The sequence below is a fragment of the Natrinema altunense genome (assembly GCF_000731985.1).
GTDB classification, from domain to species: domain Archaea; phylum Halobacteriota; class Halobacteria; order Halobacteriales; family Natrialbaceae; genus Natrinema; species Natrinema altunense.
Map to the genome: position 1 here is coordinate 118,397 of NZ_JNCS01000001.1, position 15,027 is coordinate 133,423.

Here is a 15,027-nt window from a genome sequence, read left to right on the forward strand (position 1 = left end):
TTATCGCATCGATTCTAGGAGGTCGTTAATCTCCCCTGTTGTATGCTTTCCGAGTTGGCCGCCCTCGACGGTCGGCTTTTTGATACCATCGTGACCCCCCCGCGGTGGGTGGAGTCGAAGCGTCGGTGACAGTCCCTCGTCACGGAGTGTCGTCTCCTCCGCCAGGAGCGCTGCGGCCAGGGCACCGAAGTCGTCGTACTCGGTGTTGTCGGCCAGCCACTCCTCGTCGACATCGGACTGATCCCCTTCGAGGGGCTCCGCTCGCTTCGCGAGCAGGGTCTCGAGTACGTCCGCGTCGGGCTCGCCGACGGCGACGTAGTCGTTGACCTTCGCGATCATCCCCTCGTAGGCGTCGGTCTCGGGGACGAGCGTGCAGTGGTTGACGTTGTGGATGTTGAGCATCGACAGGGTATCCTGAACGTCTTCCTGTCGGTTCACTTCGCCGCGGATCTGGACGATCGCTTTCATTGGTCAGCCACCTCGGCTCCCTCTCGGTTGGGTCGTCGCTGCGGGTGACGCGACTGGGAGGCGTTCTCGAGCGCGTTGTAGGTCGCCTTCGCGAGGTTGACCGTCGTTCGAGTGTTGCCGTGGCTCTTGGTCCAGGCGTTCTCGATGCCGGCCAGCTCGAGGACGTGACGGACGGTGTCGCTGGCGGCCAGTCCCAGCCCTTCGGGGGCGGGGATGACCTCGACCTCGACGGAGCCGGCTTTGCCGGTCGTCCGTCGGGTCAGCGAGTGTGGCCGGTCCGAGCGGTCCTCCCAGGAGCCCGATCCGCGCGGGACCTGGATCATGTTCAGCTTCGCGATACCGATCGCCTTCTGGATGGCGGAGCCGACCTGATCGTCTCGGCCTTCGGCGTAGCCGATGAACCCGTCGCGGTTGCCGACGGCAACGACACAGCGGAACTTCACGCGTCGTCCGGAGTCGGTCATCCGCTGGACCATGTTGATGTCCAGCACTTCGTCTTCCAGTCCGGGGAGGAGCTGGTCGACGAGTTCGGGTTCCTTCAGCGGGAGGCCAGAGTTGAGGGCGTCTTCCATCGTCTCGATGTCGCCCTCCTGGACCTTCCGGCCGAGACGGGTGACTGGCTGCCAACCGCCGTCGTTGTAGTTGTTTCCACTCATTCGAGAATCGCCTCTCGTACGTCGTCGAAGTGTTCGGGGAGATCAGTCGCGTCGAAATCGCCGCTGTACAGCGGCTCGTCTAACTGCTCGGCGTACTCGGCGATATGCTCGCCGCGCGTACGCGACCAGTCCGCGAGCACGCTGTCGTTGTGCGGAATCTCGAGGCCGGCGTCGATCGCGCCCTCTTGTACCGCGAACACCTTGTTGCCGGGCGTCGCCGTGTTGAGACCGATGTCGAGGACCGCTTCCTCGAGACCCGCCTCGACGGCTCGTTTGCCGGCCAGAAGGCCGGTCAGATACGCCGCGGAAATGTTACCCGTGGGTGCGTCCCAGCCGTACTCCGCCAGATCGCTCGAGTGTGCACTCGCAAGCGTCTCGTCTCCCTGAGGTCCGGGAGTGATCAGCTGCGCCGTAGTATGCTTGTTGCTCTTGCGAGCAACCAGGCGTGGCTTGCCCGATTTCAGCAGGCGCAACCTCTGGTGGTAGTCCGTCCGGACCTCACGGCGACGCCGCATCGGTACTTTGTATCGTGGTCCTGTCGCCATTATTGGTCACCGTAGGTTTCGTCGATATAGTTCAACAGGTACCGGACGCTACGGAACTCCCCGCCGCCAGCCTTCTTGTAGAGCTCGCGGTACTGCGTGGGCGTGAGTTCGCCCTTGTCGCGGAGTTCGCGCAGCTTCCGTCGCTGTGCACGAATCTTGTTCTGCCATTCGTCTTTCTCGTTCTGGCGTGCGCCCTTCTTGCCGCGGCGCTTGCCCTGCCCGTTCTGGTGGCCGTAGGCGCGCTTCGCGTTCCGTTCGCGAGCGCGGCCGCGGGAGTTGCCCGAGGGGTCGTCGGCCTGAATGCGACCCTCGTCGACGAGTTCGCGGATCTCGTCGCGCGTGATCGCTTCGGCGATGTCGCCCTGCGCATCGGGATCGAGCCAGACGCGGTTCTCGCCGACGTCCAAGACGTCAGCGGCGAGTCGCTTCTGTGCTGTGAGATCAGTCATCGGATTCCACCTCGACTTCCTCGTAGGTCGGGTTCAGGACACGAATGCCCTGGTCTTCGGCGATCTCTTCGATGCGCTCGCGCTTGCGCGCACCGACGGCGGATGCGATCCGAACCGCCTCACGGGAGCCGTCGACGCCCTCGAGGTCGTCCGTGTTCTCGACGTAGACTTCCTCGAAGCCGCTGGGGTGTTTCCCGCGGACTGCTTTCGGCGTGCGGTAGCCGGCCTGAACTTTCGGGCCCTTGCCCTTGACACCGCGGCGCTGCTTGGACAGCGTCCCGCGGGGTCGACGCCAGGACTCCGGCGTCCGCTTTTTCTTGTGGTAGTCCTGTCGATTGAACTGCGGTTTCCCTTCGCTCCGCCGACGGTTGAGGAGTCGCTCCTCGTTCTCGGAGAGGTCGGGCGTCTTCTCGGTCAGCCCGCGGGCCTGCAGTTCGGTCTCGACGTCTTCGTCGGGTTCCGCTTCCGCCTCTGCCTCGGCACCCTCGTCTTCGATCTCGGCTTCGGTTTCTTCGGTGACTTCGAGGTCACCGACGTCGGCCTTGATACGGGCGGCGAGTGCGTTCCCGACGCCGTCGGCTTCGGCGAGGTCGTCCTGATCGGCTTCCTTGACGTCCTGGATGGACTCGAAGCCGGCGTCACGCAGTGCGTCTGCCTTGCTCGCACCGACGCCGCTGATGTCCTCGAGCTCCTGGGGTTCGTCGTTCGATTGGTCGTCTGCCATCTATCAGGCACCTCCTTTGGCGGGTTTGTTGGTGATGTAGACCCCGTCCTGGAAGACGCGGGTGTCCTTGCCGCTGACCTTCGTCAGCTGCTCGATGTCCGCCGCCGTCTGTCCGACGTCCTCCTTGCTGGGGCCGGACAGGACGAGTTGCTCGTCGTCGACGGAGACCTCGGTGTCACCGTGGATAGTCGTTCGTCGCGGTGCCTTTTCGCCGAGGAAGTTCTCGATGACGACCTCGTCGCCCTCCACGCGGACCTGCATCGGGAAGTGAGAGTAGAAGACCTCCATCTCGTACTCCCAGCCCTCGGTCACGCCGTGGATGGCGTTGGTGATGTGGCTCTCGAAGGTGCCGACGGTCGAATTCGTCTTCGCGTCCTCGGCACCGCTTTCGATTACCACCTGGTCGTCGTCAGTCTCGACGGTCACGTCGGGATACCAGAGGCGTCGGGTGACGGCGCCTTCCGGACCTTCGACGGTCACGTCGAACCGATCGACCTCGACGGTTACGTTCTCGGGGATTTCCAGTTCGACTCGCATGATTAGTAGACGTATGCGATCACCTGGCCCCCAATACCCTTCTCGCGCGCCTCGTAGTGGCTCATGATGCCACTGCTCGTCGTAACGACGAGGGCACCGAAGTCCCGAGCGGGGAGATAGCGCTTCTCCCACTTCTCGAAGTCCTCGGAACCAACGGCGTAGCGGGGCTTGATGGGGCCGCACTCGTTGATCGCTCCTTTCAATTCGACCTCAAACTGACCGGCTTTGCCGTCGTCGACGTACTCGAAGCCGTCGATGTACCCGCGGTCGTAGAAGACCTCGAGTACGCTGCCGATCTCGTTCGAGGCGGGCGTTACCTCGTGGGTAAGATGACCCACGCTCTCGGCGTTGTCGAGTCCCGAGAGCGCGTTGCTGAGTGGATCGTTTCCGGTCATGTTATCGGTACTTCCTGAATCCCATGTCGCGGGCGATCTCGCGGAAGCACTGCCGGCAGAGGTTGATGTCGTACTTCCCGACAAGTCCCTGCTCGCGGCCACAGCGCTGACAGGACTCGATCTGTCCCGTTCGCTTCGCGGCGTGCTCGCCCGTGCGGTCGTTCTCTTCGGTTTCGCTTTCACTCATCGTCCGTGTCCTCCACGCTCACGTCGAAGTTGGCCTCGAGGAAGCCGATGGCGTCCTCGGGAGTCAGTCGGTGCTTCGACGGGATCGACCGGGTTGCCTTGTCGCGTTTGGCGATCCGGTAACCCGGACGTACCAGGTTAACGGTGACGTCCAGTCCGTAGATCCCGATGCTCGGATCGTACTCCTGGCTCGGGAAGTCGGTGTGCTCCTCGACGCCGAAGCTGAAGTTGCCCGTGTCGTCGAACTGGGCCGCCGACAGCTCCGTCAGCGGCAGCGACTTCTCGAGGAACTCGTAGGCGTCGTCGTCGCGGAGGGTCACCTTCGCGCCGATGGGATCGCCCTGCCGAATCCCGAAGTCGGGTTCGGTTCGCTTGGCCTGGGTCCGGACGCTTTCCTGCCCCGTGACCTCCTCGATGATGTCCTCGGCTTTGCCGAGTTCGCGACCGCCCTGCCCGACGCCCATGTGGACGACGACCTTCTCGACGCGCGGTTCGCGCATCTCGTGGAACTCACCGGAGTCGGCTTCACTCATCGTCCTCACCCGTGAAGTTCTCGTCGATGACGACGACGTACTCTTCGACGGTTTCGAAGCCGCCGTCGTCAGTCGAGACGCCGACGCTGTTCGAACCGCTGCCCGGCGTGATATCGATCGTGTCGATCTCGCCGACCTTGCCGCCGTGGTTGCCACGGACGGCCGTCACGAGTGCGCCTTCCTCGTAGGGGAAGTGCGCGACGACGGACTTGTCGTCGTTGTCGATGACGATCGAGTCCTTCGGATCGTACTCGTCGTCGACGATGACGTTCGTGCCGTCGTGCAGCGTCAGCTGGGTGTCGCCACCCGACACCTGCTGCTTGTTCACGATCTTGCCGAGGCGGCTCTGGGCCGATTCCTCGTCGATCTCGGTCAGCGCGAGCCGACCGCCCTCGTCGGGGAAGACGCGGTAGTACTCGTCTCGCCCGGGGAACGCAACGATGTCGAACATGCCGATCGGGCGCTGTTCGTCGTTGATCGGAACCCCGTTGATGAGGATCGAATCCTCCGAGAGGGCGTACCGTGCTTCCTTCCGCGAGTCCACGTAGCCGAGCACGTCCCGCAGGAGGACGACGAGCGGCACGCCGTCTTCGCCGTGGGGACCGGCGTCGGCCTTGACCGTGAAGGTCTCGGTCTTTCGCTCGACCGGCCAGGACTTCGGTACCGAGAGTCGTTTCTGGTGTTTCGTCATTCGCTATCACCTTCGAGACGCGCCTCGCGACGCTCGTCCTCGAGATCGAGCTCCGTGATCCGGACGTTCGAGGGGTCAAGCGGCCGCGGCACTTCCTCGCCGTCGGCCGTCTCGACGGTCACGTCCTCGACGTGGACGGTCCCGTCCTCGAGGATCGCGCGCATGACCTCGCCTTCCTCGCCGGCGTGGTCGCCGCGCATGACCTCGACCGTGTCGCCCGCGTTGACGCGGGTTCGACGGGTGTCGTACTCCTCGCGGAGCTCGTCGGACAGCGTCGCGTGCAGCTGCTTCTGTCGCTCGTGCAGCGGCGCCGTTCGCGTCTGCGTTCGCTGTTTGTGTGGTTGTTCAGTCATATCTATACGATCATCGTCGCCGTGCTGGCGATTGCTCCGAAGCGCTCTGCGACTTCGCGGGCGATCGGCCCCTTGATCTCCGTGCCGCGGGGCTCCTCGTTCTCATCGATGATGACCGCCGCGTTGTCCTCGAACTTCAGCCGCGTGCCGTCGGGCCGACGGATCGACTTCCGCTGGCGGACGACGACGGCCTCGAGGACCTGTCGGCGCATCTCGGGGGTACCCTTGGTGACCGAGACGGTCACCTTGTCACCGATCCCCGCCTTCGGCTGGCGGTTCTTGGTGCCGTGGTAGCCCGCGACGCTGATGACCTTCAGTTCGCGCGCGCCGGTGTTGTCGGCACACGTGACCAGCGAGCCCTTTTTCAGGCCCTGCGTGACGTCGGCCTTCATCGCCTCCATCACTGATCACCCTCGTCTGCAGCCGCGGCGAGGTCCTCGTCGGAGAGCGCCGGCTCAGGCTCGGCCTGGCTCGTCAGCTCTGCGAGGTCCTCCGCGGTTGCTTCTTCGGTTACTTCGACGACCACGTGCGATTTCGTCTTCGACAGTGGTCGGGTCTCTGCGATCTTGACCGTGTCACCGACCGAGAGCGGCTCGAGCACGCCCGGTACGTGTGCCGGGATGCGCGAGCGTCGTTTCATGTGTCGGTCGTACTTCGGGACCGCCACATCGTACTCTCGCTCGACGACTACGGTCTTGTCCATGTCCGTCGAGACGACCGTCCCTTCGAGGATCTGCCCTCGAACGGAGAGTTCGCCGTAGAACGGACACTTCTCGTAGTCGTATTCCTCCGGGTTCTCTGGTTCCGGAGGGGTTTCAACGTCTAGTCCTATTGCCATGGTGAGTCACCACTCGTTTCCGTGCGTCGGGCGGGTCGTGAGAGCAGCCGCGATCCATCGACCGTAACGTAGGCTACGTCCTCGCCAGCAGCGCGACGGCGATCCCGTGAGGGGACGTCGTCGCGACAGTCGGCGGCATCGCCGCCGGCTCGGTCCGCCGCGGACGAGGATCGATCCTCGGTGTCCCCGGCGGGTTCAGTGTTGGCCAGTTTGGACGCAGTCCCCGACCCCTTCTCGGGTTCCCGGATCTCGTCCGGGAAGCCATCGAGGGTCCCTCGACGGTCGTCGGCGGCGTCATCTGTGATCGCGAACTCGAACGTCGAGCCCGATTTCGGCACCATCACGACCCGAGACTCGCCGTCGCGTCGAACCTCGATGGAGAGGGTCTTCGTCGTCTCGATGACGACGCGCCCCGCCAGCCCCACCCGCGAGGCGTCGTCGCTCTCGACGACGCGGACGGGAAGGCCGTTGAGTTCGTGTCGCGGCAGGGTCTCGGGTGTCAGTGCCATTGGTGTGTGGTTGTGTTATTCGGCGTCCGCTTCGACTTCGTCGTCGAGGTCGCCCTCTTCGCGCTGAATCGTCTTGATTCGCGCGATGGTGCGACCCAACTCGCCGATACGGCCCGGGTTCTCCGGGGCCCCACCGGCCGCGAGGACGGACTTCGCGTTCAGCAGTTCCGTCTCGAGTTCCTCGAGTTCTTCCGCCCGCTCTGCGGGCGTCATGTCGCGGATCTCCTCGACGTGGAGGATCGCCATCAGGCGTCACCTCCCTCGTCTGCGTCCTCGTCTTCCATCTCCTCGACGAGTTCCTCGGCCTCCGCTTCGACGTCTTCCTCGAGTTCCTCGAGTTCTTCCTCGACGTCTTCGTCGCCGCCGGGGACCTCGACCTCGTCGAACTCCTCGTCGGCGTCGACCTCTTCCTCGATGACCTCCTCGACGATGTCCTCGTCGAGGTCGGCCTCGGTGTCGGCGTCGGCGGCCTCCGCAGCCGCAGCCTCGGCATCCGCGTCGCCCTCCTCGGGTTCGCCCTCGAGGAGTTCCTCGACGCCCTCGGCCTCGTTGACTTCGACGGCGTCCGGAACGACTTCCTCCGGGTCCATGTCTTCGCTGACCTCGAAGTCGTCGGGCAGTTCCGCACCCGGCGGGATGATCTTGACGTCGACACCGATGGTGCCGAGCTTCATGACCGCGACGCCCTGGCCGTGGTCGACGACCTCCTCTGCGGGCTCGCCGTTGTGCTTGATGTAGCCGCGGTTGAACTTCTCGACGCGCGATCGCGCACCGGTGACCTTCCCGGACAGGACGATCTCCGCGCCGAGCGCGCCGGCTTCCATGATCCGGTCGATCGTCGTGTGACCGGCCTTCCGGAAGTACCAGCCACGCTCGAGTGCGTTGGCCAGTCGGTCCGCGACGATCCGTGCGTTGAGGTCGGGTTCTTCGACCTCCTGGACGTCGATCTGCGGGTCCTCGAGGTTGAATCGGTCCTCGAGGGCCGTCGTGACCTTCCGAATGTTCTCGCCGCCTTTGCCGATGACCATCCCCGGCTTCTCGGCCTTGAGGACGATCTGAGTTCCCATCGGCGTCTTGGCGACGTCCATACCACCGTAGCCCGCACGGCCGAGTTCTTCCTGGAAGAACTCGTCGATCTGGGACCGCTGCAGGCCGTTCTCGATGAATTGGTGTTCGTCAGCCATTAGCTATCACCTGCTTCGTCCTCGTCGACTTCTTCGACGACGATCTCGACGTCGACCTGCGGCGTGTTCCACGAGGAGGCACGCCCCATCGCGCGGGGCTTGCGGCCCACGGACTCGCCGACCTTGTGGGCGGCGACGTGGACGATCTCCATGGATTCGCCGTCGAAGCCCTGATGATCCGCGTTGGCTTCGACGTTCTCGAGCAGATCGAGGAACTCATTGGAGACCTTCTCGGGGTACTTGCCGGCGTCCCAGCCGTCGATGTCGGAGCGGTGTCCGGCACCGGCGTTGTGGGACTTGAACGGCACCGACTGGGTCTCGTCGATTACGTCCTGAAGGTACGCCTGGGCCTCGCCGACGGTTCGGCCCTTGATCTCGCGTGCGACCTCCTTGCTGTGCTTGTTGCTCATATGACGCTCCCGAAGCATGGCTTTCGCCGTCGCGTCGGGATCGGCGTCGACTGAGTAGTTGATTCCCATACGTGGATCACTTCAGTGGGACGAACTTCGACGATCGGGTCGCGCCGATACCGGCCTGTCCGTGTTCGACCGAGGTCCGCGTCAGCTGGAACTCGCCGAGGTAGTGGCCGATCATTTCGGGTTCGACGCGCACGCGTTCGAACGCCTGTCCGTTGTAGACCTCGAAGGTCATCCCAACGAACTCCGGCAGGATCGGCATATCCCGCAGGTGCGTTCGAATCGGGTCGTTCGCCGTCTCTTCTTCGCCCTTCTCGCGGGCCTCCTCGAGAAGCTTCTCCTTCTCGACGGAGAGACCGCGCTGGATACTTCGCCGCTGTCGTGCGGGGAGCAGTTCCACGACTTCGTCGAGCTCCATGTCCTGCAGCTCCTCGAGCGTGTGGCCGCGGTAGGTGAACTCACCTTCACGGCCGGTTCGGTACTCCTGACTCATTTGTTGCCACCTCGACCGGTGCTCCGGGAGGCGATGTCACCGACTTTCCGTCCCGGCGGGGCGTCCCGCGAGACGGACTTGGGTTTGCCGGGGTGTTGGCGGCCGCCACCACCGAACGGGTGGTCGACGGCGTTCATCGCGACACCGCGGACGCGAGGCCACTTCGTGCCCCGAGCCTTCATCTTGTGATACTTGTTCCCTGCCTTGACCATCGGCTTCTCAGTTCGGCCGCCACCGGCGACGACGCCGATAGTCGCTCGACACTGCGGGTCGAGGCGCTTGACCTCGCCGCTGGGAAGCTGGATGACCGCCGCGTTGCGGTCGTGGGTGATCAGGTCCGCGTTCGTCCCCGAGGCGCGGGCGAATCGGCCGCCGTCGCCCGGGTTCGACTCGACGTTACAAACCGGCACGCCTTCGGGAATCTCCGCGAGCGGGAGCGTGTTGCCGGGCTTGATCTCGGCAGAGACGCCGACCTGCAACTCCTCACCGACGGTGATGCCTTCCGGCGCGAGGATCAGACGCTGGTCGCCGTCCTCGAACTCGACGGCGGCGATCGGCGCGGATCGGGCCGGGTCGTGTTCGATGTCGACGACCGTCCCGCGGACGATGTCGTCGTCCTCCTCTTTCTTGTGCTCGAGGTCCGCCTTGTATCGGTGCGACGGGGCACGGAACGTGGAGGTCCCGCGACCGCGTCGTTGTCCTTGAATGCGTCGTCCCATTCTCAGAACACCCCGATTCGCGAAGCGACTTCCTGTGCGTCGTCCTCCTCGGAGAGGCGGACGATCGCTTTCTTTTTACCCTTCATCGTTACCTGCGTGTTGACGTTCCGGACCGAGATCTCGAACCGCTCTTCGACCTCGTCCCGAATTTCGGGCTTGGTCGCGTCCGTGTTGACGACGAACTGGAGCTTGTTCTCGAAGTCCATGTCGTTCATCGCCTTCTCGGTCACGAGGGGGTGTTCGATGACCGAACTCATCGGTCAGCCACCTCCTCGAGTGCGCTCTCGGTCCAGACGGTGAGTCGTCCCGGCTGTGCGCCGGGCGCGAGATCCTCCGCGTTGACCTCGGCGGCCGTCGTCACGTCGGCACCGGCGAGGTTCCGGGCCGCACGGGACGGGCCGGCCTCACTGGAGGTGACGAAGAGGATCGACGTCGGCGTCTTGTACTTGCGGCCGCGGGCTTTCCCCTGCCCGGACCGGACGCTGCGACCCTCGTCGGCGCGTTCGATGTCGTCCGCGAGGCCGGCTGCCTCGAGGAAGTCGACGACCTCGCGGGTCTTCTGGAGGTCCTCGAACTCGTCGTCGACGACGACGGGAATCTCGGCGTCCTCGTCGAACTCGTGGCCGCGCTCGGCGACGAGTTCGGCGTCGGTCGTCGCAGCGACGGCGCTGCGGACGGCCAGTTTCTTTGCTTTCGTGTTGATCGATGCGGACTGGTCCTTCTCGGCTTTCGGCGGGTGTGCCTTGCGTCCTTTGACGGCCTGGGGGACGCGTCGAGCGCGACCCTCCTGTCGTGGAACGTGGGCCATCCCGCGGCCGCTACCGAACGATTCGGCCGGGGTTCGAAGGCCGGCGAACTCGTCGGCACCGTAGTCCTGTTTTCGGTTTGCCTGGGCGGCGCGAACGGCACGAGCGATCAGGTCCGGGCGGTACTGGGTCTCGAAGACCGCCGGGAGCTCGATCGTGTCCGCGTCCGAGCCGTCCAGGTTTCGTACTGTTGCGTCCATGTGTTATCCCTGGTTGGATGCGGTGGAGACGTAGCGCACCTCGGGATCGAGGCGCGGCTGGTCTCCGGGTCGGATCGCCGGGCGGAAGCGTACGAGACGCTGCTGTGGCCCGGGGAGCGAGCCCTTGATCAACGCGTGTGGCCCGTCGACTTCGCCGTAGTTGACGAAGCCGCCGTCGACCGTCGCGTCCGCGCCGTCGCCGATGTCGACGAGGCGCTTGTTCAGTTCCGTCCGCTGGTGGTAGCCGGTCTGCCCCTGCTGGGGGACCGTCGAGCGGACGCGGGACGGGTTCCAGGGGCCGAGGTTGCCGATGCGGCGACGCCAGCCCTGGCGGGCGTGTTTGCCCTTGCGCTTCTGGACGCCCCATCGCTTGACGGGGCCCTGCGTCCCTTTCCCTTTCGTGACACCGCTTGCGTCGACGTACTCGCCGGCGCGGAACACGTCGTTCATGACGTGTTCGCCGCCGTCCTCGATGATCTCGAGGGCGAAGTCGACGCGGTCGTCGACGGAACCGCCGCCGACGCGCGTTTCCATCACGTCCGGTTTCTTCTTCGGAACCGAGGGAACGTCCCCCGGAACCGTGTGGGTGATGACGCGAACGTCGTCGACGCGACCCTCCTCCTGGAGGCCACGGAGCTCGTCCGTGGCGGCGTCGGTGTCGTACTCGTCACCGGGAAGGTCCAGAACGCGATCGAGTTCGGGAACGAACTCGTCGGTCCAGACCTCGGTTATCGGCTTCATACCGTACGGCGTGTCTTCGTACGCTCGCAGCGCGACGGCGCGCATCGGCGGCGTCTCCACGATCGTCACGGGGACGGTCTGTTCCATCCCTTCGGTCGGCGAGTTCGATTTATCGTCGACCATGACGACGTGGGTCATGCCGGCCTTGTAGCCCGCGAAGCCCTGGAGCGTCGGCTGTCCGTCGTCGTCCGGCCACGAGTTGAAACGTGGGACCTCGCTGGTCGCACGCTGTCGTGGGCCGAACCCGAGTGAGCCTTTGCGTGGTGTATTTGCTTGTGGCATTCTATCACTCTCTCAGTGAGAGGGGAGCGAGCGTCGCGAACAGAGCCTCCTCCGTTCGGATGACCTCGCTTCCCTGATCCGGAACCGTGTTTAGCCAGAGGTCGAACCCCGGATCGGCGGTGGGTTCGACTCCGTTATCGGCTGCGTCATCCCGGTCGGACGACGGTTCGATCGCGTCGTCTTGTCCGGACGACGGTTCGATGGCCGATTCCTCGATTCCGAGGATAGCCGGCAGCCCTCTCTCGGGCGCGCCGAAGGCGACGGTCATCCCGTCGCGCTGGACGCGTCCGGCCAGCGTCTCGAGTCGCCCGACGGTGAGTTCATCACCGAATCGGGAGGCTGCGATACGGACGCCGGCATCCTCACGGCCGAGTGCTGCCTGCAGGTCCGTCTGCTCGATCGAAAGCCCCGGGAGGGGCTCGTCGACGAGCTTCGCCCGGACCGGTCGTCGCGAAGAGATCCTGACGGTCACGCGCTCCCCCTCTTCGACCGCCATTTTCGGCGGTACGTTGAGGGAGATCGGGTGTTGCAGTCCGCAATTGACCCGGACGCGCCCTTCAGGTCCGACCTCGGTCACGATTCCTTGTCTTGACGACCCCGAACCGGTAGATTCGGAGCCGGTCTGTGACATGGCGCGGAGCGGCGGCAAGACGCCCGCGTACTCCAGTTCGTCCCGCATCCCCCATGCCTCGTTGCGGAGGTATGGGGGCGTTGCGGCGTACCGCAACACGGTTTGTACGAACCCGCCGTCGAACTGCCCGGTTTCCCCATCCCGATCGGGATAGACGACCAAGCGATCAGCCCGGAAGATCGTCGCCGCGCGGGCGACGTATCCGAGTTTACGAGTTGCCTCGCGTTTGTCTTCGGCTTCCCGGCTGAGCGACGACGGCACGAGTACGCTGACAGTCATGCCGATACGCTTCGGCGCCGCGTCACTAGACTGTAGCGATGTATTGCGGAGAGGGTCTTAAAAGAATAGCGGATTCGATTCCGGCTGTCAACGCCTCTCACCCACGAATTCGTGCCGAACGGACACACACTCTCCCTCGGTGACTGATCGCGACCGTCTCCGATCGATGCGGACGATATTGCCGCTGTACGACGTCGTTCGTCGGTCCGGGGACTCGAAAACCGGCATGCCGCGGCATGCCGATGTCGGGTCGATTCGCAACCCTTATACATCCATCCGGCAGTAGATATGAGTGCAGCAGGGCGCTGGTAGTGTAGTGGTATCACGTGACCTTGCCATGGTCACAACCTGGGTTCAAATCCCAGCCAGCGCACTTCTTCGACGATCACTCCGACCGAGCACCGCATATGTGCTACCGTTTCGGATCTCTCAGCGTATGAGCTTGGAGCAAACTGGCGGTCGAGTCTCGGCTATCGTCGGCCCACCGTCACTCCGCCCGGAACGGGAGGAATCGGTTCGCGACCAGGCACACGGCGAGGCGCTCGTTCGAGGTTCGTTATATATAAATAGCGGTGGCGCGATCGTTCGGATACACTCGAGACGGAGTGTCCAACGGCACGGTGCCGATCGAGCGCGCTGGTAGTGTAGTGGTATCACGTGACCTTGCCATGGTCACAACCTGGGTTCAAATCCCAGCCAGCGCACTTCTCCGAAGACAAGCCCGCGAGCGACCGTGATGGCGCGTCGCGAGGTGTGCCGGAACGGACGATGTGGTGGACGGTCGAGTCGCTGCGCTACTCGAGAGCGACGGTATCCGCCCCGTCACCTTCGTCGGCGAGGTCGGTAAGTGCGAGTTTCAGGTTTCGCTTGTTGGCCTTCCAGACGGCGTCGAAGGCGACGCCGAGGACGGGGACGGAACCGATGACGGTGTCGATGCCGATGTTCGCGAGCATGCGAAGCAGCGTCGATTGGGAGACGCCCAGTCGGGCGGATTCGGCGGCGAGATACAGCGAGGCGACCGCCGCAGCGGCGTCGCCCGCTCCGGGAAGGATGCCGACGATCGGATCGAGACCGACCCTGACGTCCGTGCCCGGTACGCGGAACCCTTCGTCGAGGGCGTGTGCGACGACGCGCATGCGCTTGATCGCCGCCCCATCGACCGTCGCGGGGAGGTCGTTCTCGAGCGCCTCGAATTCCGAACGGGTCTTGCTTCCCATTATTGTTGATCCGGCGCGTGCGTGGATAAGCTCGTGGGCGGCCGTGGCAAGCGGTCGACCGTTCGGTTCGCGCCGCCTAGAGCCGAACCGGCCGAAAGCACGAGCCAACGGGATGGAAACGATTGATTGCGTCGCAAAAGCCCGTGTTATTCCGACCATCACCGACGGAGCCGACCGGACCGCGGGATGACCGATCGTGATAGACTGCGCAACGGGTGTTTGCCGGCCGCATTCACGGAAACACTAATTTCACAGATCCCGTCTTTTTCTGGTGCCGAGTAGCTTTTATACCGCGAGTAACTACGATACAATACACGATTGAACGATCAGACATAGCAATGCAGACTGAACTTACACCCGCGGACGGCACCGACGATCTCCAGTACGACCAGCCCAACGACCGCTACGTCTTCCACCACGATACCGACGGCACCGCGACGATTACGACGACGATCGTCCACGCACTCTCGTCGATCGCGGACACCGACGTCTCCCAGGGGGAGTTCTCCCTGTACGACAGCGTCGACCCGGACGCGCTCGACCGTATCTTCAGCAAGAAAGCCGACGGAACGGAACGAACGGGGGGGCACATCGCCTTCACTGCCCTGGAGCACGAGGTGTACGTCTACGCGAACGGCGACGTCATCATCTACCCGCCCGCGGAGACGCCCGGAACGCCGACCACGAACTGACGTCGCGTCAGTCACCTCCCGCACGCAGTCACCCTGATCGTTTTCCACCGACCGTTTCACGGGCCGTGAGCGATGCGACCACACAAACCGCGCTGTCACCGCGGGAACTGCGGTCGGTATGAAACGGTTTTACGTCCTGTCGCCCATCAACACACACTATGACGGTCGTCGCACTATTGAGCGTAGCACCGGTAATCGAGGACAGCATGGCCGGCGAGGTCGCGAAGGCAGTCGAGGCGCTCGAGGGGTTCGACGTCTCCTACGAGACGAATCCGATGGGGACGGTAATCGAAACCGAAACGACCGACGAACTCTTCGCGGCCGCACAGGCGGCCCACGACGCCGTTGATGGTGATCGAGTGAGCACGGTCCTGAAAATCGACGACAAACGGACGCGGGACATCGACGCCTCGGAGAAGGTCACGGTCGTCGAAGAGCACCTCGGACGGCCAGCCACTAATCGCGACGCCTGACAACCCCCGC

The 15,027-nt window shown here is 64.2% G+C and carries 26 protein-coding genes and 2 tRNA genes; 4 read left to right on the plus strand and 24 right to left on the minus strand.

Features of this window, described 5'->3' with window-relative positions:
• Genes ALTAJ2_RS00605 through ALTAJ2_RS00715 form a run of 23 tightly spaced genes read right to left on the minus strand, consistent with a single transcriptional unit; the run spans position 1 to position 12,635 of the window.
• Positions 1 to 468: a 50S ribosomal protein L30 gene (locus ALTAJ2_RS00605; RefSeq protein WP_007108803.1), complete on the minus strand. Its 468-nt coding sequence runs from the start codon at positions 466 to 468 to the stop codon at positions 1 to 3.
• Positions 465 to 1,124 (minus strand): 30S ribosomal protein S5, encoded by a 660-nt coding sequence (locus tag ALTAJ2_RS00610; protein ID WP_007108802.1) that lies wholly within the window; start codon positions 1,122 to 1,124, stop codon positions 465 to 467. Before ALTAJ2_RS00610 ends, ALTAJ2_RS00605 begins: the two co-directional genes overlap by 4 nt.
• Positions 1,121 to 1,669, minus strand: coding sequence for a 50S ribosomal protein L18 (locus tag ALTAJ2_RS00615; RefSeq protein ID WP_006185643.1), 549 nt, complete (start codon positions 1,667 to 1,669; stop codon positions 1,121 to 1,123). The genes ALTAJ2_RS00610 and ALTAJ2_RS00615 overlap by 4 nt, the downstream gene beginning before the upstream one ends.
• Complete coding sequence (locus tag ALTAJ2_RS00620) at positions 1,669 to 2,118, minus strand: 50S ribosomal protein L19e (RefSeq protein WP_006185644.1); 450 nt, start codon at positions 2,116 to 2,118, stop codon at positions 1,669 to 1,671. Before ALTAJ2_RS00620 ends, ALTAJ2_RS00615 begins: the two co-directional genes overlap by 1 nt.
• Positions 2,111 to 2,842 carry a 50S ribosomal protein L32e gene (locus ALTAJ2_RS00625; protein ID WP_007108801.1) on the minus strand — a complete coding sequence of 244 codons (732 nt, stop codon included), beginning with the start codon at positions 2,840 to 2,842 and terminating at the stop codon, positions 2,111 to 2,113. Before ALTAJ2_RS00625 ends, ALTAJ2_RS00620 begins: the two co-directional genes overlap by 8 nt.
• A gap of 3 nt (positions 2,843 to 2,845) precedes the next feature.
• Positions 2,846 to 3,379: a 50S ribosomal protein L6 gene (locus tag ALTAJ2_RS00630; protein ID WP_006185646.1), complete on the minus strand. Its 534-nt coding sequence runs from the start codon at positions 3,377 to 3,379 to the stop codon at positions 2,846 to 2,848.
• Positions 3,380 to 3,381: 2 nt separating this feature from the next.
• Positions 3,382 to 3,774: a 30S ribosomal protein S8 gene (locus tag ALTAJ2_RS00635; RefSeq protein ID WP_006185647.1), complete on the minus strand. Its 393-nt coding sequence runs from the start codon at positions 3,772 to 3,774 to the stop codon at positions 3,382 to 3,384.
• A 1-nt stretch (position 3,775) separates the two neighbouring features.
• On the minus strand, positions 3,776 to 3,961 hold the full coding sequence (locus ALTAJ2_RS00640; RefSeq protein WP_006185648.1) for a 30S ribosomal protein S14: 186 nt from the start codon (positions 3,959 to 3,961) through the stop codon (positions 3,776 to 3,778).
• Positions 3,954 to 4,493 carry a 50S ribosomal protein L5 gene (locus tag ALTAJ2_RS00645; protein ID WP_007108800.1) on the minus strand — a complete coding sequence of 180 codons (540 nt, stop codon included), beginning with the start codon at positions 4,491 to 4,493 and terminating at the stop codon, positions 3,954 to 3,956. The genes ALTAJ2_RS00640 and ALTAJ2_RS00645 overlap by 8 nt, the downstream gene beginning before the upstream one ends.
• Entirely contained in the window at positions 4,486 to 5,184 is a 699-nt protein-coding gene (locus ALTAJ2_RS00650) for a 30S ribosomal protein S4e (protein WP_007108799.1), read from the minus strand. Before ALTAJ2_RS00650 ends, ALTAJ2_RS00645 begins: the two co-directional genes overlap by 8 nt.
• Positions 5,181 to 5,537, minus strand: a complete 357-nt coding sequence (rplX, locus tag ALTAJ2_RS00655) for a 50S ribosomal protein L24 (protein ID WP_007108798.1) — start codon at positions 5,535 to 5,537, stop codon at positions 5,181 to 5,183. The genes ALTAJ2_RS00650 and rplX overlap by 4 nt, the downstream gene beginning before the upstream one ends.
• Positions 5,538 to 5,539: 2 nt before the next feature.
• Positions 5,540 to 5,938, minus strand: a complete 399-nt coding sequence (locus ALTAJ2_RS00660; RefSeq protein WP_006180012.1) for a 50S ribosomal protein L14 — start codon at positions 5,936 to 5,938, stop codon at positions 5,540 to 5,542.
• Positions 5,938 to 6,375 (minus strand): 30S ribosomal protein S17, encoded by a 438-nt coding sequence (locus tag ALTAJ2_RS00665; RefSeq protein ID WP_007108797.1) that lies wholly within the window; start codon positions 6,373 to 6,375, stop codon positions 5,938 to 5,940. Before ALTAJ2_RS00665 ends, ALTAJ2_RS00660 begins: the two co-directional genes overlap by 1 nt.
• Positions 6,366 to 6,884 carry a ribonuclease P protein component 1 gene (locus tag ALTAJ2_RS00670; RefSeq protein WP_007108796.1) on the minus strand — a complete coding sequence of 173 codons (519 nt, stop codon included), beginning with the start codon at positions 6,882 to 6,884 and terminating at the stop codon, positions 6,366 to 6,368. The genes ALTAJ2_RS00665 and ALTAJ2_RS00670 overlap by 10 nt, the downstream gene beginning before the upstream one ends.
• Before the next feature lie 15 nt (positions 6,885 to 6,899).
• Positions 6,900 to 7,130 (minus strand): 50S ribosomal protein L29, encoded by a 231-nt coding sequence (gene rpmC, locus ALTAJ2_RS00675; RefSeq protein WP_006185654.1) that lies wholly within the window; start codon positions 7,128 to 7,130, stop codon positions 6,900 to 6,902.
• Positions 7,130 to 8,068 (minus strand): 30S ribosomal protein S3, encoded by a 939-nt coding sequence (locus ALTAJ2_RS00680; protein ID WP_007108795.1) that lies wholly within the window; start codon positions 8,066 to 8,068, stop codon positions 7,130 to 7,132. The genes rpmC and ALTAJ2_RS00680 overlap by 1 nt, the downstream gene beginning before the upstream one ends.
• Positions 8,068 to 8,547: a 50S ribosomal protein L22 gene (locus ALTAJ2_RS00685; protein WP_007108794.1), complete on the minus strand. Its 480-nt coding sequence runs from the start codon at positions 8,545 to 8,547 to the stop codon at positions 8,068 to 8,070. The genes ALTAJ2_RS00680 and ALTAJ2_RS00685 overlap by 1 nt, the downstream gene beginning before the upstream one ends.
• 7 nt (positions 8,548 to 8,554) lie before the next feature.
• Positions 8,555 to 8,977, minus strand: coding sequence for a 30S ribosomal protein S19 (locus ALTAJ2_RS00690; protein ID WP_007108793.1), 423 nt, complete (start codon positions 8,975 to 8,977; stop codon positions 8,555 to 8,557).
• A complete protein-coding gene (locus ALTAJ2_RS00695) occupies positions 8,974 to 9,696 on the minus strand; it encodes a 50S ribosomal protein L2 (protein ID WP_006185658.1) in 723 nt (240 codons plus the stop codon). Before ALTAJ2_RS00695 ends, ALTAJ2_RS00690 begins: the two co-directional genes overlap by 4 nt.
• 2 nt (positions 9,697 to 9,698) lie before the next feature.
• On the minus strand, positions 9,699 to 9,953 hold the full coding sequence (locus ALTAJ2_RS00700; RefSeq protein ID WP_006185659.1) for a 50S ribosomal protein L23: 255 nt from the start codon (positions 9,951 to 9,953) through the stop codon (positions 9,699 to 9,701).
• Positions 9,950 to 10,702: a 50S ribosomal protein L4 gene (rpl4p, locus tag ALTAJ2_RS00705; protein WP_007108792.1), complete on the minus strand. Its 753-nt coding sequence runs from the start codon at positions 10,700 to 10,702 to the stop codon at positions 9,950 to 9,952. Before rpl4p ends, ALTAJ2_RS00700 begins: the two co-directional genes overlap by 4 nt.
• Positions 10,703 to 10,705: 3 nt before the next feature.
• The gene (locus ALTAJ2_RS00710; protein ID WP_007108791.1) at positions 10,706 to 11,725 is read right to left on the minus strand and encodes a 50S ribosomal protein L3; all 1,020 of its coding nucleotides are present in this window, start codon (positions 11,723 to 11,725) and stop codon (positions 10,706 to 10,708) included.
• A 4-nt stretch (positions 11,726 to 11,729) separates the two neighbouring features.
• On the minus strand, positions 11,730 to 12,635 hold the full coding sequence (locus tag ALTAJ2_RS00715) for a putative RNA uridine N3 methyltransferase (protein WP_007108790.1): 906 nt from the start codon (positions 12,633 to 12,635) through the stop codon (positions 11,730 to 11,732).
• A gap of 302 nt (positions 12,636 to 12,937) precedes the next feature.
• Between ALTAJ2_RS00715 and ALTAJ2_RS00720 the strand changes: the two genes are divergently transcribed.
• Positions 12,938 to 13,008, plus strand: a tRNA-Gly gene (locus ALTAJ2_RS00720).
• Positions 13,009 to 13,268: 260 nt separating this feature from the next.
• Positions 13,269 to 13,339 (plus strand) — tRNA-Gly (locus ALTAJ2_RS00725).
• Between the two features lie 90 nt (positions 13,340 to 13,429).
• Here the strand turns inward: ALTAJ2_RS00725 and ALTAJ2_RS00730 are convergent.
• A complete protein-coding gene (locus tag ALTAJ2_RS00730) occupies positions 13,430 to 13,852 on the minus strand; it encodes a DUF4112 domain-containing protein (protein ID WP_007108789.1) in 423 nt (140 codons plus the stop codon).
• A 338-nt stretch (positions 13,853 to 14,190) separates the two neighbouring features.
• Between ALTAJ2_RS00730 and ALTAJ2_RS00735 the strand changes: the two genes are divergently transcribed.
• Entirely contained in the window at positions 14,191 to 14,544 is a 354-nt protein-coding gene (locus ALTAJ2_RS00735) for a HalOD1 output domain-containing protein (RefSeq protein WP_007108788.1), read from the plus strand.
• A gap of 158 nt (positions 14,545 to 14,702) precedes the next feature.
• Positions 14,703 to 15,017, plus strand: coding sequence for a thiamine-binding protein (locus tag ALTAJ2_RS00740; protein ID WP_049900086.1), 315 nt, complete (start codon positions 14,703 to 14,705; stop codon positions 15,015 to 15,017).
• The last annotated feature ends 10 nt before the right edge of the window (positions 15,018 to 15,027 follow it).